Source organism: Streptomyces sp. NPDC059875, from assembly GCF_042731085.1.
Lineage (GTDB): Bacteria > Actinomycetota > Actinomycetes > Streptomycetales > Streptomycetaceae > Streptomyces.
Window position 1 is genome coordinate 1 of record NZ_JBHWJZ010000008.1, and the last position, 19907, is coordinate 19907.

Sequence of the window (19907 nt, forward strand, 5' to 3'; positions counted from 1 at the left end):
AGGCTCCCAGTAGACGACTGGGTTGATAGGCCGGATGTGGAAGCCCAGTAATGGGTGGAGCTGACCGGTACTAATAGGCCGAGGGCTTGTCCTCAGTTGCTCGCGTCCACTGTGTTAGTTCTGAAGTAACGACCGTGATTATGCCCGGTTGGTCAACTTCATAGTGTTTCGGTGGTCATAGCGTTAGGGAAACGCCCGGTTACATTCCGAACCCGGAAGCTAAGCCTTTCAGCGCCGATGGTACTGCAGGGGGGACCCTGTGGGAGAGTAGGACGCCGCCGAACAATCATTGTGGGAAAGCCCCGCACCTTCTGGTGCGGGGCTTTTCTGCGTTCTGGATCAATCCGTGCGAGTTTCCTTCGCCGTTCATATCCGCTGGCCGTGCCGCTGCGATGCATGGTTCACTGCTGGGCTGTGGCGATATGGCGGCGTAAACAGAAGACCAGCGGAGCCGGACCTCTCCCGGGCGAGGCGCCCCCGTGTCCTTGCTGCGGTGGGTCTTTGGATGCCTCGGACCCTCGATTCAATATCTCCTTGCCGCAGCCTGTCGCAGCCCTGAGCGAAGCCGAGTACGAGCGGCACGTTCAGCTGGCCAACGACGCGGTCGTCGTGACCGACAACCTCGGTGGGTTCGCCCGAGCGCTCCTGCCCATCGGTCTCGACGACAACAGGACGACGACCATTGGCGTGTGGGTCTCGGTCGAGAGGGATGTCTTCGACCACATCGTCAGGGTCGGACGCGGAGAACTCGACTTCGACGAGATGCAGTTCGACGGGCGGCTCGCCAACGAGCTCGACCCGTGGGGAGACGAGATTTTGGGCAGGCCCCTCTCTGCCGGCGTCGACGTCCCTTCGAACGGGCGGCGCCGTATGCCTCACATCAAGTCGAGCCCTGACGCCCTCCTGACGCGCATTCTGACCCAACGCTGGGCTGCGGCGGACGTCCTGACCGGTTCGATGGCCTGGGCAGTCGACTACGACCCTCTGGCTCCCCGCGTCCATCACGGCCACTGAGTGAGCCTGCGCGTCCACGCGGGACGGTTCTCTCAGTACCAGAACGCCTTCACCACGGAGTGCTGCGCGTGGGCCGCGCGGTTGTAGAAGGCGCGGAGAGCCGTGTGGTGGGTGAGGTAGGTGGCCATGGCCGCTGCCTCCGGTTCGTCCCAGAGGGCGTACGGAGCCGTGAGGGCGGGGCCCGCCACATCCCACAGGGTGTCGAAGGCGGCATCTGTGAGGAGGTCCGCGGCCGTTGTCACCTCGGGTGGGGTGAGGATGGCGAACGGGGGCTGCTGGTTGGCGGGGTCGTGGATGATGCGGCCGCCGTAGACCGGGAGTTCGTGGGCGGGTGTGGCGCCGGCGCGGTAGAGGTCGTGGAGGGGACCGAAGTCCTTTTCGATCGACTCGGCGATGCCGGCCGCGTATTCGGCCTCGAGGTTCTCCCAGGCCGCCCGCATGTAGTCCGTCAGCCAGGCGTGGTCGTCCTGGATCTCGTGCTCCGCCGTGGCGCGGAGGTGCATGTGGAAGCTCATGGCCGGCTCGGCGTCACGAGTTGGGTGTCGTACGCCAGGATCACTGCTTGGACGCGGTCCCGGGCGCCCGTTTTCGCGAGGATGCGGCTGACGTGGGTCTTCACTGTCGATTCCGCGAGGTGGAGGCGGGTCGCGATCTCCGTGTTCGTCCAGCCCTGGGCGATGACCGTGAGGATCTCGCGTTCCCGGTCCGTGAGGGCCGACAGGCGGGGGTCCTCCCGGGGTGGGCCCGCGGCGGTCGGCAGGTGGTGGATGTACGCGTCCAGGAGGCGGCGGGTCAGGCTGGGGGCCACCACCGCGTCGCCGCTCGCGACCGCGCGGATGCCGGACAGGAGCTCCTCGGGCTGGGCGTCCTTGACCAGGAAGCCGCTCGCGCCGGCGCGCAGGCCCTCGTAGGCGTACTCGTCGAGGTCGAAGGTCGTGACGATCAGGACCCGGGTGCGGGCGCCGGTGGCGATGATGCGGCGGGTGGCCTCGATGCCGTCGAGGCCGGGCATCCGGATGTCCATCAGGACCACGTCGGGACGGTGCCGGTCCACCAGGCGGATCGCCTCGGTGCCGTTGGGCGCCTCGCCGACGACGGTCATGTCGTCCTGGCTCTCCAACAGCATGCGGAAGCCGAAGCGTTGCATCGGCTGGTCGTCCGCGATCAGCACCGTCGTCACGAGGGTGAGTCCTCCACGGGGAGTCGGAGTCGTACGCGCCAGCCGCCGGTCGGCAGCGGGCCCGCTTCGAGTGTGCCGTCGTAGAGCTTCGCACGCTCGCGCATGCCGGTCACTCCTTGGCCGGTGCCGGTGATGCCGTTCCCTTCGGTCCGTCCCGTGTCCGTCGTCTCGACCGTCAACTCGTCTTGCTCGTAGGAGAGAAGGACCGTCGACTCGGTCCCCGGGCCCGCGTGCTTCAGGGTGTTCGTCAGGGCCTCCTGGACGACCCGGTAGACCGTCAGCTGGGCGCCTGTAGCCAGGGGTCGGGCGTCGCCACGGATCTCGAGCCGTACCGGCAGGCCCGCTGTCCGTACGCCGGCGATCAGCGCGTCCAGGTCGTCGAGGGTGGGCTGCGGGTCGCGTACCGCCTCGCCGCGCAGGAGGCGGCGGAGTTCGGCGAGGGCCTGGCGGCTGGTGGTGCCGATGGCGTCGAGGGCCTCGGCGGCGCGCTCGGGGTTCTTCGCGGCCGCGTACTTGCCGCCGTCCGCGAGGCCGGTGATGACCGAGAGGTTGTGGCCGATGATGTCGTGCATCTCGCGGGCGATCCGGGTGCGTTCGGCCGCCGCCGCCAGCTGGGCCTGCTGGTCGCGCTCCACTTCGAGGCGGCGGGCCCGGTCGACGAGGGCGGCCGTGTAGTCCTTGCGGGAGCGGACCGCGATGCCGAGCAGGGCGACCATCGCGTACGCCCACAGGGTGGGGACGACCTGCTGGTCCCAACTGCCCTGGGGGTGGCGGATCGCGCCCACGACCAGGGGCGGGGTGAGCAGGGCGAGCGTCCACAGGAGAGTGCGCTGGGGCAGCCGTAGCGCGATGTGGAAGACCACGACCAGTTGGAGGAGGCCGGCCTGGAGGAAGGCGCCGGTCCAGTTGCTGACGAGGGACGCGCACGCCATCACGGCGAGGACGGCCATCGGGTGCCGGCGCCGCCACAGCAGCGGGAGGCAGAAGGTCAGGCTCATGGCCACGACCAGCCAGACCGGTACGGACGGGTCCCGGGCGATGTTCCGCCAGCCGCCCGCCGCGTCGACGAGGGCCGCCGCCGTCCAGAAGGCGGTGAGCAGCCCGTCCCAGACCCAGGGGCGGCGGGCGTCGAAGGCTCGTGCGCGCTGGGTCTGCCGCTGGATGTACCGGCTGAGCGGCTCCTCCTGAGTGGTCACCCGCTCATCCTCGTACGTCATGGGCTAGACGTCTCGGCGCTTCAGCAGCAGCGCCGGGACGATCAGGGCTGCCGCCGCCCACAGGCACAGGGCGAGCAGTGCGCCGCCCGGGGAGGCCGCGTTGGGCATCGGGTCGGCGGAGCCGAGGGCTCCGGCGGCCTGGGTGGGGAAGTACGTGATCGCGGTCTCGACGGCGTCGTACGGGAGCATGCCGAGGACCTCCGGCAGGATCATCACGCCGCCGATGAAGGCCCCGATTCCGCCCGGCACCGAGCGCAGCGCGGCGCCGAGGCCGAGGGCGATGAGGCTGAGGAGCGTGACGCCTGCGGCGTTGCCCGCGATGGCGGCGAGGACGCCGTCGTCGGTGAGGGAGGCCGCCTGGTCGGTGTCGGAGAGGAAGATCTGGGCGGTGAGGAAGGTGATCAGGGCGGTCACGAAGGAGACCGTGAAGACGACCGCCGTGAAGACGGCGGCCTTCGCCCACAGGACCGGCGTCCGGCGCGGTACGGCGGTCAGCGAGGCTCTGATCATGCCGGTGGAGTACTCGCCGGCGGTGACCAGGATGCCGAGGACGGCCAGGCAGATCCCGCCGAGCTGGGAGCCGTAGAGGGTGAGGACGACCGTGTCGACGTCGGAGTCGCCGCCGTCGGCGGTGTAGGTGGCGCCCATGAGGATACCGACGCCGAGGAGGAACGCGACCGAGGCGAGGACGGTGATCCAGGTCGAGCGGACCGTCCACAGCTTGTGCCATTCGGAGCGCAGGACGCGGGTGGGGGTGACCCGGTATGCGGTCGGTGTGCTCGTGGTCATGCTGCGGCTCCCTGGTATTCGACCGAGTCGTGGGTGAGGTCCATGAACGCCTGCTCCAGTGAGGCGGTCTGCGGGGTGAGTTCGAAGAGCGGTACGCCGTGGGCGGCGGCCGTGCGGCCGATGTCCGCGGCTTCGATGCCGGTGATGCGGAGGGTGTCCGGGGCCGCCGTCGTGACACCGGCCTCGGGGAGCAGTTCGCGCAGCCGCGCCGGCTCCGGGGTGACGACCTTGACGGAGGCGCCGCCTGACTCCCGTACGAGCGCGTCGACGGTGGTGTCCGCGAGGAGCCGGCCCTTGCCGATGACGATCAGGTGGTCGGCCGTCAGCGCCATCTCGCTCATCAGGTGGGAGGAGACGAGGACCGTACGGCCCTCGGCGGCGAGGGACTTGAGCAGCGTACGGATCCACAGCACGCCCTCGGGGTCGAGGCCGTTGACGGGCTCGTCGAGGACGACCGTCTCCGGGTCGCCGAGGAGCGCGGCGGCGATGCCGAGGCGCTGACCCATGCCCAGCGAGAAGCCCTTGACGCGGCGGCGGGCGACCTCGGTGAGGCCGGTGAGGCCGAGGACGTGATCGACGCGGGAGCGCGGGATGCCGTGGGTGTGCGCGAGCGCCATGAGGTGGTGGTGGGCGGAGCGGCCGGGGTGGATCGATCGGGCCTCGAGGAGCGCGCCGACCTGGGTGAGGGGTGCGGGGTGGGTGGCGTAGGCGCGGCCGCCGATCGTGGAACGGCCGCGGGTGGGGGCGTCCAGGCCGAGGAGCATGCGCATGGTGGTGGACTTGCCGGCGCCGTTGGGGCCGAGGAAGCCGGTGACCGCGCCGGGGCGGACGGTGAAGCTGAGGTCCTGGACGACGGTCCTGGCGCCGTACCGCTTGGTGAGTTCGTGTGCTCGGATCATGTCCACGACGCTACGGAGCGGGCGGCGGCCGATCGTCCGACCGTGGGCGGGAGCGGGGCGGCTGACGTAGTACTGGGGTACGACGGGGAGAAACGGCTTGTCGGGGGTGGCGGGCGGCGGTGAGGATCGGCGGCATGGACTATCTGATTCGCGCGATCCGCGCCGACGAGTGGGAGAAGGCCCGGGAGATCCGGCTCGCCGCTCTCCGGGACCCGGTGGCGCATCTCGCCTTCCTGGACACCTACGAGGCCGCCGTCGCCCGACCGGACTCCTTCTGGCAGGAGCGGACGGAGGGCGCTTCCGAGAGCGGGACGAGCGTCCGGCAGTTCGTGGGGGAGGCCCGGGACGGGAGCTGGGCGGGCACGATCTCGGTGCTGGTGGAACGGCCGTCGGACGAGGTGCGGTTCGGGGCGCCCGCGAAGGTCGACCAGACGCACATCGTGGGCGTGTACGTACGGCCGGAGGCGCGCGGGAGCGGGCTGACGGAGCAGCTGTTCCGGGCGGGTGTGGAGTGGTCCTGGTCGCTGCCGGAGCCAGCCGTGCGGCGGGTGCGGCTGTACGTGCACGAGAACAACGCGCGGGCCGCCGCTTTCTACCGGCGGTTCGGTTTCGCTGCGACGGGGGAGAGCGTGGCGATGCCGGGGGACGAGGGGGCGCGGGAGCTGGAGTACGAGTACCCGCGGCCGTTGGCCTAGGGCCTGTCCGGCCCTAGCTCCGGAGGGCCGGTACCTGGGCAACTCGTGGCTCCATCGCTCGGCGACCCGACCTACCCGCCGTGCCCCGGCGGTTCAGGGCTGGGGCAGTGGCTCCGGCCAGCGGGCGCGGGCCTGTTCCTGGGAGCGGAGCAGGACCAGGGTCGGCAAACCCTGGTCCTGGCCGCTTGCCAGCAGCTCCGGGAGCCGGGGAAGGGGAGCCACGGCGGCGACGTCGTCGAGGACGAGCGTCAGTGGTGGGTCGAGCCGACCGTCGGATGACCGTGCGGCCATGCGGCGGCCGTGCTCGACCACGCTTGCGGTGAGGGCGGTGAGCAGAGGCATCGCGCCGGGGCGGGTGCGCGGGTCCTCGATGGGTTCACCCACCACATAGAGAGTGCCCCCCTCCGCCACGAAAGATTCCAGCGTCAGGGAATCCGTTCGATTCGGGGTGCAGGCGTCCCTGATGTGGATCGAGGAGAGCGCGGAGAGCGCCCGGGCGGTCAACTCCTGGGCGATCTCGCGCCGTTCCGGATGCGCGGTGAGCGCGGACTCGAGGAGTCCGGCGTGGCCGGAGGCGGCCTTGGGGTGCGTACGGAGGATCCGTACGGGTTCGTGGGCGCCGGCGCCCTGGGCCCAGCGGTGGACCTGCTTGAAGGGGCGGTCGTCCAGGGCGGCGGCGTGCAGCCAGCAGCGCAGGAGCGTTTCGGCAGTGTCGGCCACCGCGGCGTCCAGGCGGGACGGCGGGCGTACGGGGGCGAGCAGGGCGACCGCCCGTTCCTGGGCCGTGGCCGGGTCCTCGCAGCCGGCGGACGGGGACCAGTGGAGGCGGGCGGGGGTGTCGCAGAGGTGGCCGGGGTCGTAGACGAGGACGGGGCCGAGCTTGCCGCGGGCGTCCTTGGTGCCGGCCCAGAGGGTGGGGTCGGAGGTGACGACGAGGACGGCGCCCTCGGCGTCCTGGACGGCCTGGAGCGCGGCGGGGCGGCGGGTGTCGGGGGAGCCGTAGAGGAGGCGGGGGGTGCGGGGCGCCGGGACGACGGCCTCGGTCGTGGGCGGCGGGGCGGCGGCCACCGGCGGGGGTGAGGCGGCTGGTGCGGCGGGCTGTGTGAGGGGCTGGGTGAGGGGCGGTGAGACCGGCTGGGCGGCGGACTGGGCGAGGGCTTCCGGTACGGCGGCGGCCACGGGCTGAGCCACCGGGGCCGGGGCGACCGGCTGCGCGACCGGGGCCTGGGCCTCCACGGCGACCGCGTAGGGCCGCTCCGTAGCCGCCGTACGGGACGCGGCCCGTCTGTTCGCTCGTACCGTTCTCCACCGCGCCAGCGTGCCCACCACGAACACCGTGAGGACCACGAGCACCATCAGTTCGCCGATGAGCAGCCCCCAGAACAGCCCGTACCCCGACAGCTCGCCCGCCGGAGTGTCGGGCCACGCGCCCGGCAGGTCCTGCGGGCTGCCGATCAGGGCGCGGACGGCCATCGGGGTCTTCGTGAAGGTGACCCCGGCCGGCCAGGCGCCCTTGGAGAGCAGGCCGGCCAGGCCGGTCGCCGTCCACACGAGCACGGTCAGCCCGAGGACGAAACCGACGAGGCCGACGACCAGTCCGTCCGGGATACCTCCTTGCCGCTGGTCCTTCTGCACGTCATGCCACCGTCGACTGGGAAGGGTCGTTCAGCTGCCGCTCGATCAGGGCCGCGCGCTGTTCCGTCTCCCACTCCAGTTCCGGGTCGATGGCCGGGTCGACGGACGGGTCGACGGACGACTCCGTCATGGCGCGGTCGGTGTAGACGAGCGGCCGTTCCTTCTCGGTGATGAGGTGTTTGACCACCTGCACATTGCCGTTGACGTCCCAGACGGCGATACCGGGGGTGAGGGTCGGGATGATCTCGACCGCCCACCGTGGCAGGCCGAGCACCCGCCCGGTGGCCCGGGCCTCGTCGGCTTTCTGGGCATAAATGGTCCGGGTGGACGCCATCTTGAGGATGGCCGCGGCCTCCCGGGCCGCCGCTCCGTCGACGACGTCCGAGAGGTGGTGCACGACCGCGACGAAGGACAGGCCGAGCCGGCGGCCGAACTTCAGCAGGCGCTGGAACAGCTGGGCCACGAAGGGGCTGTTGATGATGTGCCAGGCCTCCTCGACCAGGAAGATGCGCTTCTTCCGGTCGGGGCGGATCCAGGTGTGCTCCAGCCACACGCCGACGATCGCCATGAGGATCGGCATGGCGATCGAGTTCCGGTCGATGTGGGACAGGTCGAAGACGATGAGCGGCGCGTCGAGGTCGATGCCGACGGTCGTCGGGCCGTCGAACATCCCGCGCAGGTCGCCGTCGACCAGCCGGTCCAGGACGAGCGCGACGTCCAGACCCCAGGCGCGTACGTCGTCTATGTCGACGTTCATCGCCTCGGCCGACTCCGCCTCCGGGTGGCGGAGCTGTTCGACGATGTCGGTGAGGATGGGCTGGCGGTCGGTGATGTGCTCGTTGACGTACGCGTGGGCGACCTTGAGCGCGAAGCCCGAGCGCTCGTCGAGGCCGTGGCCCATCGCGACCTCGATGATCGTACGGAGCAGGGCGAGCTGCCCGGTCGTGGTGATCGACGGGTCGAGCGGGTTGAGCCGGATGCCGGCGTCGACGGCGACCATGGGGTCGAGGCGGATGGGGGTTATCCCCAGCTCCTGCGCGATGAGGTTCCATTCGCCGACGCCGTCCTCGCCCTGGGCGTCGAGGACGACGACCTGGCGGTCGCGGAACCGCAGCTGCCGTAGGACGTACGTCTTCTCCAGCGCGGACTTGCCGTTGCCGGACTCGCCGAGGACCAGCCAGTGGGGGGCCGGGAGCTGCTGTCCGTACAGCTGGAACGGGTCGTAGATGTAGCCCTTGCCGCTGTAGACCTCGCGGCCGATGATCACGCCGGAGTCGCCGAGACCGGGGGCGGCGGTGGGCAGATAGACGGCCTGGGCCTGGCCGGTCGAGGTGCGGACGGGCAGACGGGTCGTCTCCACCTTGCCGAAGACGAAGGACGTGAAGGCTTCGGTGAGGGCGGAGAGTGGATCTCGCATCAGTCTGGCCCCTTTAGCGGCGGATGCCGGTCGCGAACGGCAAGGTGTTCACAAAGGCCCGGTGGTGCTCGCGGTCGCACCACTCCAGCTTCAGGTACGACTTGCCGGCGGAGGCCCTGATCGTGCGCTTGTCCCTGGCCAGGGCTTCGGGCGAGCGCGACGACACCGTGATGTACCCGACGAGGTTGACGCCCGCGGCGCCGCTGGCGAGATCTTCACCCCGCTGGTCGAGTCGGCCGTGCGCGGCGATGTCGCGGGGGTCGACCGTCCGGTTCATCTTGGCGGCGCGGGAGGCGTCCGCCTCGTCATTCGTCTTCTCGGTGAGCATGCGCTCGATGGCGACCTCGGTGGGTTCGAGGTCCATCGTCACGGCGACCGTACGGATCACGTCGGGGGTGTGGACGAGGAGCGGGGCGAGGAAGTTGACGCCGACGGGGGTCATCGGCCACTCCTTCACCCAGGCGGTGGCGTGGCACCAGGGGGCGCGGGTGGAGGACTCGCGGGTCTTGGCCTGGAGGTAGGTGGGTTCCATGGCGTCGAGTTCGGCGGGCCAAGCGTTTCGTTTCGTCATGGCCTGGATGTGGTCGATGGGGTGGTCCGGGTCGTACATGGAGTGCACGAGGGAGGCGAGCCGGGACTGCCCGAGGGGCTGGCGTACGCGGATGTCGGCCTCGGCCAGGCGGGCGCAGATGTCGGTGAGCTCGCGGGCCATGACGACGGCGAGGCCGGCGTCGCGGTCGAGCTTGCGGGCGCCGGAGGTGTGGCGGGCGGCGCGGGCCATCGCGTTGGCCTCGGCGGCGAGTTCGCGGGTGTAGTGCATGCAGGCCACGAGGTAGGCGCGGTGCTGCTCGCTGGAGGTGGAGACCATCGACTGGAGCTGTTCGTACGACTCCTGGAGCCAGGCCGGGGCGTGCGGGTCGCCGCGCTGGCCGACGTCCTTGGCGTGTGCGTCGGGGTCGGCGGGGAGGGTGCGGGCGAGCATCTGGAGGCGGGTGACGAAGCCGTCCCCGTTGGCGACGTGCTTCAGGAGCGTGCCGAAACGGTCCACCAGCGCTTCCTGGTCCTCGCTGTCGCGCAGGCCGACGCCGGGGCCCTCGATCTCGATGGCGGCGGTGACGGTGCGGCGGTCGGCGTGGAGGAGTACGGCGATCTCGTCGGGGCCGAAGGGCGCGGCGAGCCAGTTGATCCGGCCGATGCCGGGCGGCGGGCCGATCTCGACCTCACGGCCGTCGAGCCGGGTGCCGGACTCGGCGGCGGCGGAGCGGTAGGCGGTGCCGCGCTTCAGGCTCCGCTTGTAACTGCGATTGATTTCAAACCATTTGTAGAACGTGCGGTGCTTGTACGGGACGTACACGGCGGCGAGCGCCAGGACGGGGAAGCCGACGAGCAGCACGATCCGCAGGGTGAGGGCGGGGACGAGGAGTCCGCTCATCATGCCGAGGAACGCACCGGCGATGATCAGGGCGATCTCGCCGGTCTCGCGGTTCTTGCCGACGATCGCGTTCGGCCGGGCACGACCGATGAGATACGTGCGGCGGGGCGTGACCGGCTGGGACTGGGTCGTCAACGCCCTCCACCTCCAGAGTTCTTGCGGTTGCTGTGCGGGGTGCCTGATGTGGGGCTGCTGCTACGCGGCGGGGGTGCGGCGGAGGGGACAGATCCGCCGCCGCCCCCGGCCGAGCCCCCGCGGCTGCTGTGGGCGGCGACTCCGCCCGCGAGGGGGTTGGCGGGCCGTGCGGTGCTGCCGCTGTTCGGGGACTGGGTTCCGCCGCCGTCGCCGCGGGCGCTGTGGGTCTTGATGCCCTGGGAGACGAGGGAGGCGGGGGAGGAGATGACGGCGGCGGCGGCGTTCTCGCCGGCGCGGTGGAGGCGGTTGTTGCGGGAGGCGACGATCTCGTCGCCGAAGCCGGGGACGAAGCGGTAGATCATCGCGGAGGCGAAGATGGCGAGCAGGATGATCGCGAGTCCGGAGACGACGGCGGAGAACGAGTCGGGCCCGGTCCCGGAGGAGAGCGCTCCGGCGAGGCCGAGGACGATGACGATCACGGGCTTGACGAGGATCACCGCGATCATGATCCCGGCCCAGCGGCGGACGTGGCCCCACATGTTCTTGTCGACGAGCCCGGAGTAGACGACGACGCCGAGGAGGGCGCCGACGTAGAGCAGGACGGCGCGCAGGAACAGCTCGAGGTAGAGCACACCGGCGGCGAGGACGCTCACCAGCGACACGATGATCAGCATGATGGGCCCGCCACCGATGCTGTCGCCCTTCTGGAGGGCCGCCTTGAAGTTGCCGAAGAAGACGTCGGTCTGCTGGCCGGTGCCGGAGGCGATGACCTCGGTGACGGCGTCGGTGGCGTTGACGACGGTGTAGAGGATGAGCGGGGTGAAGGCGGAGGCGAGGACGGTCAGCCAGAGGAAGCCGATGGCCTCGGAGATGGCGGTGGTGAGGGGGACGCCGCGGATGGCGCGCTTGGCGACGGCGAGGAGCCAGAGGAGGAGGGTGAGGAAGGTGGCGGCGGCGAAGACGATGGCGTAGCGGCCGAGGAACTCGAGGTTGGTGAAGTCGACGTCGGCGGTCTCTTTGACGGCCTGGGAGAGCTTGTCGACGATGGCGACGGCGGCGTCGGCGCAGCCGCGGGCGAGGGAGGAGAGGGGGTCGAGGGCGGTGGTGGGGTCGTCCAGACCGGTACGACCACCGGAGCCGGCGTTCTCACCCTCCTCGCAGTAGTCCCTGGCCTGGCCGACGATGAAGTCGCACGGGTTGTTGCTGGCGCTCGGCGTGGGGGTGGGAGTCGGGGCCGCGTGGGCCCGCGTCGCCATGAGAACGAGCGCTGTGGGAAGAGCGGCAGCGATCGTGCTGAGCGAGCGGAGTCGGCTAGCGGGCATAAGTGAACCCTCCGTATCCCTCTACGGCTTTGGCGATGTCGTCCGCCGTGGAGGCACGGTTGTCACCGTTGACCGGAGTCGGGCCTTCGGCCTGCGTCGACGAGGCGATCTTCCAGTCGTTTTCGACCCACTTCAGCTTCTGGGTAATGGTGAACCAGGTGGTGGTGACCGGCTTGGTCGAACCCTCGCCGGCCAGGCCGACGAGCCCGGTGCACCAGACCTCCACAGTGGCGGAGTCGTTCGTGAAGTCCCGCACCTTCGCGCCGACCGGGATGGTGCGCGACACGAACGTCAGTCCGGCCGGTGCGGCGCCGTTCGCGTCGAGACCGACGTTCGCCATGAACCCCGGTGAGTAGGACTCGTCCAGTCTCTTCAGCAGGTCGGGAACGACGGCGGGGTCGTGAACGGCCTCGACGATGCCCCGCCGTGCTCCGGCCTGGAACATGTCGACGGAACCCAGCGCCACCGCATAGTTCGACGCCGCGCTCTGCGCACCCTGCTCGTCCCGGGCGAAGCCCGTCGGGATCTCGCCGTTCTTGCCCGTCACCGGGCGGACGCCCGTCGCTGCCGTCGGGGCCGGGTTGCCCGGGTTGTTGGTGGAGGACGAGGCGTTGTCGCCGTCGCCCGTGCCCGCGTCGCCTCTGTTCGCGAAGGCGATCGCGGCGATCAGGAGGACCACCACGCCCACGACCGTGATGAGCGACCGCGAGTTGCGGGCCGGGGGGCGGCGGGCGCCGCCGTAGACGTCGCCGGTGCCGCCCTCGGGGAGGCGCGTGCGGGTCTGGCCCGAGCCGCCGAAGCCGTCGTTGTCGTCGCCGAGGCTCATGGCAAGCACGCCCTCTCAACCGTGTGGTGACTGGACATCAGGAAAGGAATCGACCTCGGTGGTTAGACGGCCATCCCGTACACGATCGTGAACAGCGTCCCCAGCGATCCGATGATGAAGACTCCGGTCAGACCGGCCACGATCAGCCCCTTGCCCTGCTCGGCGCTGAAGGTGTCCCTGAGGGCGGTCGCGCCGATGCGCTGCTTTGCCGCACCCCAGATGGCGATGCCGAGGCAGAGAAGGATGGCCACGGCCATCACGACCTCGATCATCACCTTGGCTTCATTGCCCAGGCTCCCGAAAGGGCCCCAGTTGGGGGCGATTCCACCGATGATGGTGGTGATGTCGCCTTCTTCGGCCGCCAGGTACATGTAACTCACCGCCCCTGTTGGGTAGTTCGTCGCCCCTGCCGGATGGCATGGGTCATCGCCCTATCTTCGCTGATGAAACCGCTCGCGTGTGACGGCTTGACGGCTCTCTTTACCCGATTCCCGCACACATGGCCGAACCGACCGCCTTGACCTGCGACGGCGTGGCCGGTTTCTATGCGAAGAAGCGTATGGTCACTCTGTGTATCACGGAGGGTGACTCCGGGCAATGACTGTCGTTGTTGCACTCTTGGGGTGGTGGCGGGCCCTGGTCAGGCGTATGAGCCGATCAGGCGCGACAGGTGACGGCCCGCCAGGAGCAGAGGCGTCTCCGAGCGGGTGATCTGGGCGGAGACCTCGGCGCCCTCCAGGGTGTTGATGACTGTGGCCGCGAGGGACTCGGCCTCGGGGTCGGGGAAGCCGCAGCCGAGGAGTTTGTCGGCGACCAGCCGCTGCCAAGACCGCAGGGCCTCGGCGCAGGCGCGTTGGATCGGGTTGTCCGTGCCGAGGGTCTCCAGGGCGGCCGCGGTGACCGGGCAGCCGTCGGTCCAGCCGGAGGCGCGGAGTTCGGTGGCCAGCAGGCGGGCGCAGGCGTCGACCGCGGCGCCGGGGGCGTCCTCGCTGTCCAGGGCGGTGCGCAGCAGGGCGGCGAACTCCTCGCGGCCGTGCTCCATCGCCGCCACCGCCACCGCTTCCTTTCCGCCGGGGAAGAAGTGGTAGACGGAGCCGAGGGTGGCCTCCGCCTCCTGGGCGATCTGTTTGATGCCCGTGCCGACGTAGCCCTGGCGCTGGATGAGGCGGGAGGCGGCGACGACGATCCGGTCGCGGGTGCCGCTGGTGCTGCTCGCGCTGCTGGTCTGCATGCGGCGAGTCTAGTCAGTCGTTAATTAGAGCGTTCGTTTTAGAGCTGTGCTAGCTTCGGTCCCGTCGCTGGATAGAGCGTTCGTTCTAGTCCTCGAGAAGGGGATTTCCGCATGCGCAAGAACTCCGTCACCGTCATCGGGCTCGGGCCCATGGGTCGCGCCATGGCCGGCGCCTACCTCGACCAGGGTTACGACGTCACCCTCTGGAACCGCACCGCCTCCCGTGCCGACGAGCTCGTGCGCCGCGGCGCCGTTCTCGCCGCCTCGCCCGCCGAGGCCATCGCCGCCAACGAGGTCGTGGTGCTCAGCCTCACCGACTACGAGGCGCTGTACGCCGTACTGGACGGCGTCGACCCCGCGGTCCTGGCCGGCCGCGTCCTGGTCAACCTCAGCTCCGACACCCCGCGCCGGGCCCAGGAGGCCGCCGACTGGGCGCGGGAGCGCGGCGCCGTCCAGCTCACCGGCGGCGTGCTCGTGCCGCCCTCCGGCATCGGCAGCCCCGGCTCCTCCACCTTCTACAGCGGCCCGCGCGAGGTCTTCGAGGCCCACCGCCCCACCCTCGAGGTGCTCACCGGCACCGACTACCGAGGCGAGGACCCCGGACTCGCCGCGCTCTTCTACCAGCTCAACATGGTCATGTTCTGGACCGCCCTGAGCTCCTACTGGCAGGCCCTCGCCCTCGCCGACGCGCACGGCATCAAGGCCGCCGACCTCCTCCCGCACGCCCTCGGCGCCCTGGACCTGAAGCAGTTCCTGGAGTTCTACGCACCCCGCGTCGACGCGGGCGACCACTCCGGGGACGTCGACCGGCTGGCGATGGGGCTCGCCAGCGCCGAGCACGTCCTGCACACCGTCCTCGATGCCGGCGTCGACGGGACGCTTCCGGCCGCCGTCGTCGACCTCTTCCGGCGCGGGGTCGAGGCGGGACACGGCGGCGACAGCAGCTCGAGCCTCGTCGAGGTGCTCAAGCGGCCCGCGAGCTGAGTACCCGTCCTCACCGAAGGTGAGTAGGACGGCAGAAGCGCGGGGGGCCGTCGGCGCGGTCCACTGGGGACATGACGACGAATCCGTTCCCGCGGACCCCCGCCGGTCCCCGAGCCGCCGGTGCCCGACCCGCCGCGCGCGCCTGGCGGGTCGCCGCGCCGCAGCCGGGCGACCGTGACGGCAACGCGTGCGTGCCCGGCGCCGTCGCCGGCGCGATCGCCGTCCTGACCCATGTCTTCTGGATGCTCGTCCTCGGCTTCTCCACCATGGCCACCGACGGTTGCGGCCCCGACGACTGCGCGCCGTCCGTCACGGTCCCACTCACCGTCATGTACGCCGCCCATGGCGCGATCTACGTCCTCACCCCGCTCGCCGTGATCGCCTCCCTCGTCCTTCCCTGGCGGCGCCGCTGGCGCCGCACGCGCGTGTGGCTGGCCGTCCTCTCCCTCCTCCCGCAGGCCGCGATCGTCGGCAGCCTCACCGCCCTGCTCGCCCTCGCAGAGTGAGCGGCGCGTCACGGAACGCCCCCGCGGGCCGCCCCGCCGCCTAGACTGACCCGGGGCGTACTGCCAGGAGCCGAGGGGTGGTTGACGGTGCGTAAGGCGCGCAAGGCGTGGCTGGTGGCCGCTGGGGTCTTCGGGGTGTGCCTCAGCTTCGTCGCGCTGCTCGTCGTGGGGACCTACTCCGCCGCCGCCGGCCTTCTCGGTGGTGCGGGGGACGCCAAGAACGGCACCGTCGGGCTGGCCAAGGGGGCCGTGCCCGCCGCGTACCAGGGGCTGGTGCAGAAGTGGGGGAACCTCTGCCCCGCCATCAATCCCGCCCTGCTCGCCGCGCAGCTCTACCAGGAGAGCGGCTGGAACCCGCGGATCGTCTCGCCCGCCAACGCCATGGGCATCGCCCAGTTCATCCCCGGCACCTGGGCCGGTCACGGGATCGACGGCGACAAGGACGGCGACCGGGACGTCTGGGACCCGGCGGACGCGATCCCGTCCGCCGCCTCGTACGACTGCGAGCTCGCCGGCTATGTGAAGAAGGTGCCGGGCGATCCGACGAACAACATGCTCGCCGCGTACAACGCGGGGGCGTACCGGGTCATAAAGTCCGGCGGGGTGCCGCGGATCAGCGAGACGCAGAACTACGTACGGATCATCCGCTCCCTGGAGAAGAGCTTCGCGCGGCCCCTCGGCCGGGTCGACCCCTCGCGGCAGGCCGCCGGGGCGATCCACTTCGCGCAGGAGAAGCTCGGCACGCCCTATCTCTGGGGCGGTACGGGAACGGCGGCGCAGAATGGCCGATTCGACTGCTCCGGGCTGACGCAGGCCGCGTACCGGACCGTCGCGATCGAACTTCCCCGCGTCGCCAACGACCAGTACAACGCCGGGCCCCATCCCTCCCGGGACGAACTGCTCCCCGGCGACCTCGTGTTCTTCTCCGACGACCTGACCAATTCGCGTGCCATCAGGCACGTCGGTATCTACGTCGGCGGCGGCTACATGATCGACGCGCCGCGCACCGGCGCCGTCATCCGCTTCACCAAGATGGACACGCCGGACTACTTCGGTGCGACCCGGGTCACCCAGGAGGGCGCGGCGGCGCTCCCGACCCACCTGCCGCAGCGCTGACGTTCTGTCGGACATGGCCGGAACTCTCCGTAAAGCACAGGCCCTGAGCTGCGACGACGTGTCACTCTTCGGTAACGTCGTGGCGATCTTCGAGGAAGAGCGGAACGCACGCCTCAGGAGGTTCGTTCCCTGAGTCGACCGCCCACGGTCGACTCACGTGACAAGGCAAGGGGCCGCAGCAGATGGCTGGACTCGCATCGGACGGTTCGAACCCCGATGTCAGCCTGCTCTACGACATCAACGGGCTGGCGCGGGAAGCCCCGCCGTGGTTCGACCGTGTCATGGAGTTCGTCGGCGAGTACGGGATCATGCTCGGCCTCGTCCTCGTCGCGCTCTGGTGCTGGTGGAGCGTCCGCCGGCGCGGCACCCTCACCGACTCCGTCGCCGCCGTCACCGGTCTGGTCTGGGCCCCGCTGGCCGCCGGTGTCGCGCTGCTCGTCAACATCCCCATCCGGGGCTTCGTCGAGCGGCCCCGGCCGTTCAAGGACCATCAGGGTCTCGACGTCCTCGTCGACGGCAAGACCGACTTCTCCTTCGTCAGCGACCACGCCACCCTGGCGATGGCCATCGCCGTCGGGCTCTTCGTCGCGCACCGGAAGTTCGGCCTCGCCGCCATCGGCCTCGCCTTCGCCGAGGGCTTCTGCCGCGTCTACATGGGCGTGCACTACCCGACCGACGTCATCGGCGGCTTCGCCCTCGGTACGGCGGTGGCGCTGCTCCTCGCGCCCGTCGCCCACGCCCTGCTGACCCCGGTCGTCTCCGCCGTCGCCCGCTCCCGGCGCGGGGCGTGGCTGGTCCGGTCCCGGAGCGCCGCCGAGCGGTGCCCGCTCCCCGAGACGCTCGACATCCCCGAGCCGCGCATCGGGTCCGGCGAGAACGACCTGGCCGCCTGAACGACCCGGCTGCGTGCGGGCCGGCAGGACCGGCCGGTCTAGGCGGTCTGCTGCCGCTCCGTCGCCGTGTGCATCGAAGCGTCCGACCTGGCCTTCTCCCGTGATCTTCGCGCCGGCCCCGTCCAGCCACAGCTGCACCGGGCGATCGCGAACGCTCCGCGCTCCGTCGTGGTCGTGTCATGCGGGGCCTGCTGATGCACGGATCCACCGTACTGCGCGTGACGGGTGGCCCGGGACCGTCGTTAGGCGGGTCGGGCGGTCCCGGACAAGCAGCGGTACGGCGTTGGGGGTTGGCAGGCGATGGTGGTGCAGCGGTACGGGCGTGGGGGCGGCTCCCTCGCCGTCGCGGCGGCCCTGGTCGGGGCCGTGGCCACGGGCGGGTGCTCCGCCCCCGAGGACCCCAAGCCGGGTGGCGACCCGACGAAGACCGTGCGGGGCGCGTCCGAGGTGCTGACCCGGGCCGGTACCGCCAAGGCGAGCACGAGCATGGAGATGGCGGCCGGCGGGACGCGGGTCACGATCCGCGGCGAGGGCGGGTACGACTTCCGCCGGCGCACCGGCCGTCTCCAGGTCGTGCTCCCCAAGGACGCCGCCGGGGCCTCCGAGCACCGGCCCATCACCGAGCTCCTCGCGCCCGGCGCTCTCTACATGAAGAACCGCGGCGCCGGCGTTCCGGCCGACAAGTGGGTGCGGGTGGACACCACCACCCTCGACGACGGCAACCTCGTCACCGGCGGGGCCACCGACCCGGCCGCCGCCGCCGAGCTGCTGCGGGGCGCACAGCAGGTGACGTACGTCGGCGAGGTCGACCTGGCAGGGGTGAAAGTCAGCCACTACCGCGGGGTCACGGACATCGCCGTGGCAGCCCGGGCCGCCTCGCCGCAGGTGCGCGGGGCGCTGGCCGCGGCGGCGAAAGGGTTCGCCAAGGACACCGTGCCCTTCGACGCGTATCTGGACCACGACGGCCGGCTGCGCAAGGTGCGCCACCAGTTCAGCTTCGCCAACAAGGGGCGGACGGTGGCCGTCGCGTCGACGACCTTGCTCTACGGGTTCGGCACCGCCGTCGACGTACGGCTGCCGAGCCGGAAGGACATCTACGCCGGGAAGATCGAGGCGTAGCCGGGGTCGCGCGCAGGCCATTCCCAAATGGTCCGGACGTGTCATGCGCGGTGCGTGGTGCGCTCCCTACGCTGGGAGACCGACGCCGGCAGGAAGAGGTGAATGCGCGTGGCTCCGCCCAGTACCGCGACGATGCCCACTGACCAGGACTGCGTCGCTCTCGCCGAGATCGAGCTGTGCGGTGAACTGATCATCGCGGCGTCGGCCACCGACGGGGAGCGGCTCAGCGTCGACCGTATCGACGAGGTGTTGAGGGTCGCGGCGGAGCGAGCCGACCACTGCTGATCGGCCGTGCCGATCGACCGGGGCCGGTCGCCGGCCCCGGTCTCTCAGGTACGCATCATCCGCGCGATGGCCTTGGTGGCCTCCTCGACCTTCGCCTCGATCTCGTCGCCGCCCTTCATCGCCGCGTCGGCGACGCAGTGGCGCAGGTGCTCCTCCAGGAGCTGGAGCGCGAAGGACTGCAGGGCCTTCGTGGAGGCCGAGACCTGGGTGAGTATGTCGATGCAGTACGTGTCCTCGTCGACCATCCGCTGCAGACCGCGGATCTGGCCCTCGATCCGGCGGAGCCGCTTGAGGTGCTCGTCCTTCTGCTTGTGGTAGCCGTGCGTCGGCGTGTGGGCCTCTGCCGGCTCGACGGTGTCGGGGGTGGTGACCTCGGCCGCCTCGGTGGTCGTCATCGCGTCCTCCCGTTGTCCAGAAAGGGTGTGTATACCCCTCGTGGGTATATGGTACCGATCCCCGCCGGTCCGGGCGGGGGCCCGTGCAGATCACTGTGCCTGATGGGCGACACTGAAGGGACGCCGGTTAGCCGTGGCCGGATGATGCGCCTAGCATCAGCCTGACCGATTCCAGTACCCCGAGGACCCCACGTGCGATTTCGTCTGACCCCCAGGGAGACGAGCTTCTACGACATGTTCGCCGCGTCCGCGGACAACATCGTCACGGGCTCCAAGCTCCTTATGGAACTGCTCGGAGCGGACTCCTCCGCCCGGGCCGAGATCGCGGAGCGGATGCGGGCAGCGGAACACGCCGGTGACGATGCCACCCACGCGATCTTCCACCAGCTCAACTCCTCTTTCATCACGCCGTTCGACCGTGAGGACATCTACAACCTCGCGTCCTCCCTCGACGACATCATGGACTTCATGGAGGAGGCCGTCGACCTGGTCGTCCTCTATAACGTCGAAGAGCTCCCCAAGGGTGTCGAGCAGCAGATCGAGGTGCTGGCCCGCGCTGCCGTGCTGACGGCGGAGGCGATGCCGAACCTGCGGACGATGGACAACCTCACCGAGTACTGGATCGAGGTCAACCGGCTCGAGAACCAGGCCGACCAGATTCACCGCAAGCTTCTGGCGACGCTCTTCAACGGCAAGTACGACGCCATCGAGGTGCTCAAGCTGAAGCAGATCGTGGACGTCCTGGAAGAGGCGGCCGACGCATTCGAGCACGTGGCGAACACGGTGGAGACCATCGCGGTCAAGGAGTCCTGAGGCT

At 70.4% G+C, this 19907-nt stretch carries 22 protein-coding genes and 2 rRNA genes; 11 read left to right on the forward strand and 13 right to left on the reverse strand.

What is annotated here, in order from left to right; translation table 11 throughout:
• The 3 genes from ACFV9D_RS11990 to ACFV9D_RS12000 all read left to right on the forward strand — a co-directional run.
• A 23S ribosomal RNA gene (locus ACFV9D_RS11990) occupies positions 1 to 94 on the forward strand; the annotation flags it as partial.
• 73 nt (positions 95 to 167) lie between these two features.
• Positions 168 to 284: ribosomal RNA gene (gene rrf / locus ACFV9D_RS11995) — 5S ribosomal RNA — on the forward strand.
• A 112-nt stretch (positions 285 to 396) separates the two neighbouring features.
• On the forward strand, positions 397 to 1014 hold the full coding sequence (locus ACFV9D_RS12000) for a DUF2199 domain-containing protein (protein ID WP_385144357.1): 618 nt from the start codon (positions 397 to 399) through the stop codon (positions 1012 to 1014).
• Positions 1015 to 1046: 32 nt separating this feature from the next.
• Here the strand turns inward: ACFV9D_RS12000 and ACFV9D_RS12005 are convergent, their stop codons facing one another.
• Genes ACFV9D_RS12005 through ACFV9D_RS12025 form a run of 5 tightly spaced genes read right to left on the reverse strand, consistent with a single transcriptional unit; the run spans position 1047 to position 5099 of the window.
• Entirely contained in the window at positions 1047 to 1517 is a 471-nt protein-coding gene (locus ACFV9D_RS12005) for a DUF1877 family protein (RefSeq protein WP_385144359.1), read from the reverse strand.
• An 8-nt stretch (positions 1518 to 1525) separates the two neighbouring features.
• Positions 1526 to 2194 (reverse strand): response regulator, encoded by a 669-nt coding sequence (locus ACFV9D_RS12010; protein WP_385144361.1) that lies wholly within the window; start codon positions 2192 to 2194, stop codon positions 1526 to 1528.
• Positions 2191 to 3411 carry a sensor histidine kinase gene (locus tag ACFV9D_RS12015; RefSeq protein WP_385144363.1) on the reverse strand — a complete coding sequence of 407 codons (1221 nt, stop codon included), beginning with the start codon at positions 3409 to 3411 and terminating at the stop codon, positions 2191 to 2193. Before ACFV9D_RS12015 ends, ACFV9D_RS12010 begins: the two co-directional genes overlap by 4 nt.
• A gap of 3 nt (positions 3412 to 3414) precedes the next feature.
• Positions 3415 to 4200, reverse strand: a complete 786-nt coding sequence (locus ACFV9D_RS12020; RefSeq protein WP_385144365.1) for an ABC transporter permease — start codon at positions 4198 to 4200, stop codon at positions 3415 to 3417.
• Entirely contained in the window at positions 4197 to 5099 is a 903-nt protein-coding gene (locus tag ACFV9D_RS12025) for an ATP-binding cassette domain-containing protein (protein WP_385144367.1), read from the reverse strand. The genes ACFV9D_RS12020 and ACFV9D_RS12025 overlap by 4 nt, the downstream gene beginning before the upstream one ends.
• Before the next feature lie 134 nt (positions 5100 to 5233).
• On the opposite strand from ACFV9D_RS12025, the gene ACFV9D_RS12030 reads away from it, so the two are divergent.
• Positions 5234 to 5794, forward strand: coding sequence for a GNAT family N-acetyltransferase (locus ACFV9D_RS12030; protein ID WP_385144369.1), 561 nt, complete (start codon positions 5234 to 5236; stop codon positions 5792 to 5794).
• 93 nt (positions 5795 to 5887) lie between these two features.
• Here the strand turns inward: ACFV9D_RS12030 and ACFV9D_RS12035 are convergent, their stop codons facing one another.
• The 7 genes from ACFV9D_RS12035 to ACFV9D_RS12065 all read right to left on the reverse strand — a co-directional run bounded on the left by ACFV9D_RS12035 (position 5888) and on the right by ACFV9D_RS12065 (position 13792).
• A complete protein-coding gene (locus ACFV9D_RS12035) occupies positions 5888 to 7429 on the reverse strand; it encodes a type VI secretion protein (protein WP_385144371.1) in 1542 nt (513 codons plus the stop codon).
• A gap of 1 nt (position 7430) precedes the next feature.
• Positions 7431 to 8846 carry an ATP-binding protein gene (locus ACFV9D_RS12040; protein ID WP_385144373.1) on the reverse strand — a complete coding sequence of 472 codons (1416 nt, stop codon included), beginning with the start codon at positions 8844 to 8846 and terminating at the stop codon, positions 7431 to 7433.
• 13 nt (positions 8847 to 8859) lie between these two features.
• The gene (locus ACFV9D_RS12045) at positions 8860 to 10413 is read right to left on the reverse strand and encodes an SCO6880 family protein (protein ID WP_385144374.1); all 1554 of its coding nucleotides are present in this window, start codon (positions 10411 to 10413) and stop codon (positions 8860 to 8862) included.
• A complete protein-coding gene (locus ACFV9D_RS12050) occupies positions 10410 to 11735 on the reverse strand; it encodes a hypothetical protein (RefSeq protein ID WP_385144376.1) in 1326 nt (441 codons plus the stop codon). Before ACFV9D_RS12050 ends, ACFV9D_RS12045 begins: the two co-directional genes overlap by 4 nt.
• On the reverse strand, positions 11725 to 12561 hold the full coding sequence (locus ACFV9D_RS12055; protein ID WP_385144907.1) for a hypothetical protein: 837 nt from the start codon (positions 12559 to 12561) through the stop codon (positions 11725 to 11727). The genes ACFV9D_RS12050 and ACFV9D_RS12055 overlap by 11 nt, the downstream gene beginning before the upstream one ends.
• 62 nt (positions 12562 to 12623) lie before the next feature.
• Positions 12624 to 12932 carry a hypothetical protein gene (locus ACFV9D_RS12060; RefSeq protein ID WP_260230621.1) on the reverse strand — a complete coding sequence of 103 codons (309 nt, stop codon included), beginning with the start codon at positions 12930 to 12932 and terminating at the stop codon, positions 12624 to 12626.
• Positions 12933 to 13201: 269 nt separating this feature from the next.
• Positions 13202 to 13792, reverse strand: a complete 591-nt coding sequence (locus tag ACFV9D_RS12065) for a TetR/AcrR family transcriptional regulator (RefSeq protein ID WP_385144378.1) — start codon at positions 13790 to 13792, stop codon at positions 13202 to 13204.
• Between the two features lie 111 nt (positions 13793 to 13903).
• On the opposite strand from ACFV9D_RS12065, the gene ACFV9D_RS12070 reads away from it, so the two are divergent.
• The 6 genes from ACFV9D_RS12070 (at position 13904) to ACFV9D_RS12095 (ending at position 18695) form a co-directional block, all read left to right on the forward strand.
• Positions 13904 to 14776: an NAD(P)-dependent oxidoreductase gene (locus tag ACFV9D_RS12070; protein ID WP_385144380.1), complete on the forward strand. Its 873-nt coding sequence runs from the start codon at positions 13904 to 13906 to the stop codon at positions 14774 to 14776.
• A 71-nt stretch (positions 14777 to 14847) separates the two neighbouring features.
• Entirely contained in the window at positions 14848 to 15282 is a 435-nt protein-coding gene (locus ACFV9D_RS12075; RefSeq protein ID WP_385144382.1) for a hypothetical protein, read from the forward strand.
• An 87-nt stretch (positions 15283 to 15369) separates the two neighbouring features.
• Positions 15370 to 16398, forward strand: coding sequence for an NlpC/P60 family protein (locus ACFV9D_RS12080; protein WP_385144909.1), 1029 nt, complete (start codon positions 15370 to 15372; stop codon positions 16396 to 16398).
• A 182-nt stretch (positions 16399 to 16580) separates the two neighbouring features.
• On the forward strand, positions 16581 to 17291 hold the full coding sequence (locus ACFV9D_RS12085) for a phosphatase PAP2 family protein (RefSeq protein WP_385144384.1): 711 nt from the start codon (positions 16581 to 16583) through the stop codon (positions 17289 to 17291).
• A gap of 300 nt (positions 17292 to 17591) precedes the next feature.
• Positions 17592 to 18410, forward strand: a complete 819-nt coding sequence (locus tag ACFV9D_RS12090) for a hypothetical protein (RefSeq protein WP_385144386.1) — start codon at positions 17592 to 17594, stop codon at positions 18408 to 18410.
• Between the two features lie 102 nt (positions 18411 to 18512).
• Complete coding sequence (locus ACFV9D_RS12095; RefSeq protein WP_385144388.1) at positions 18513 to 18695, forward strand: hypothetical protein; 183 nt, start codon at positions 18513 to 18515, stop codon at positions 18693 to 18695.
• Positions 18696 to 18739: 44 nt separating this feature from the next.
• Here the strand turns inward: ACFV9D_RS12095 and ACFV9D_RS12100 are convergent, their stop codons facing one another.
• The gene (locus ACFV9D_RS12100; protein ID WP_385144390.1) at positions 18740 to 19090 is read right to left on the reverse strand and encodes a metal-sensitive transcriptional regulator; all 351 of its coding nucleotides are present in this window, start codon (positions 19088 to 19090) and stop codon (positions 18740 to 18742) included.
• 192 nt (positions 19091 to 19282) lie between these two features.
• Here ACFV9D_RS12100 and ACFV9D_RS12105 point away from each other — a divergent pair, with 192 nt between their 5' ends.
• The gene (locus tag ACFV9D_RS12105; protein ID WP_385144392.1) at positions 19283 to 19903 is read left to right on the forward strand and encodes a DUF47 domain-containing protein; all 621 of its coding nucleotides are present in this window, start codon (positions 19283 to 19285) and stop codon (positions 19901 to 19903) included.
• Positions 19904 to 19907: the final 4 nt, after the last annotated feature.

Coding starts and splice junctions, on each gene's coding strand:
- ACFV9D_RS12050 (WP_385144376.1), bottom strand. CDS start 11,735: ATGCCCGCTAGCCGACTCCGCTCGCTCAGCACGATCGCTGCCGCTCTT.
- ACFV9D_RS12070 (WP_385144380.1), top strand. CDS start 13,904: ATGCGCAAGAACTCCGTCACCGTCATCGGGCTCGGGCCCATGGGTCGC.
- ACFV9D_RS12000 (WP_385144357.1), top strand. CDS start 397: ATGGTTCACTGCTGGGCTGTGGCGATATGGCGGCGTAAACAGAAGACC.
- ACFV9D_RS12040 (WP_385144373.1), bottom strand. CDS start 8,846: ATGCGAGATCCACTCTCCGCCCTCACCGAAGCCTTCACGTCCTTCGTC.
- ACFV9D_RS12025 (WP_385144367.1), bottom strand. CDS start 5,099: ATGATCCGAGCACACGAACTCACCAAGCGGTACGGCGCCAGGACCGTC.
- ACFV9D_RS12090 (WP_385144386.1), top strand. CDS start 17,592: ATGGTGGTGCAGCGGTACGGGCGTGGGGGCGGCTCCCTCGCCGTCGCG.
- ACFV9D_RS12030 (WP_385144369.1), top strand. CDS start 5,234: ATGGACTATCTGATTCGCGCGATCCGCGCCGACGAGTGGGAGAAGGCC.
- ACFV9D_RS12005 (WP_385144359.1), bottom strand. CDS start 1,517: ATGCACCTCCGCGCCACGGCGGAGCACGAGATCCAGGACGACCACGCC.
- ACFV9D_RS12065 (WP_385144378.1), bottom strand. CDS start 13,792: ATGCAGACCAGCAGCGCGAGCAGCACCAGCGGCACCCGCGACCGGATC.
- ACFV9D_RS12020 (WP_385144365.1), bottom strand. CDS start 4,200: ATGACCACGAGCACACCGACCGCATACCGGGTCACCCCCACCCGCGTC.
- ACFV9D_RS12095 (WP_385144388.1), top strand. CDS start 18,513: ATGCGCGTGGCTCCGCCCAGTACCGCGACGATGCCCACTGACCAGGAC.
- ACFV9D_RS12085 (WP_385144384.1), top strand. CDS start 16,581: ATGGCTGGACTCGCATCGGACGGTTCGAACCCCGATGTCAGCCTGCTC.
- ACFV9D_RS12055 (WP_385144907.1), bottom strand. CDS start 12,561: ATGAGCCTCGGCGACGACAACGACGGCTTCGGCGGCTCGGGCCAGACC.
- ACFV9D_RS12075 (WP_385144382.1), top strand. CDS start 14,848: ATGACGACGAATCCGTTCCCGCGGACCCCCGCCGGTCCCCGAGCCGCC.
- ACFV9D_RS12015 (WP_385144363.1), bottom strand. CDS start 3,411: ATGACGTACGAGGATGAGCGGGTGACCACTCAGGAGGAGCCGCTCAGC.
- ACFV9D_RS12060 (WP_260230621.1), bottom strand. CDS start 12,932: ATGTACCTGGCGGCCGAAGAAGGCGACATCACCACCATCATCGGTGGA.
- ACFV9D_RS12100 (WP_385144390.1), bottom strand. CDS start 19,090: ATGACGACCACCGAGGCGGCCGAGGTCACCACCCCCGACACCGTCGAG.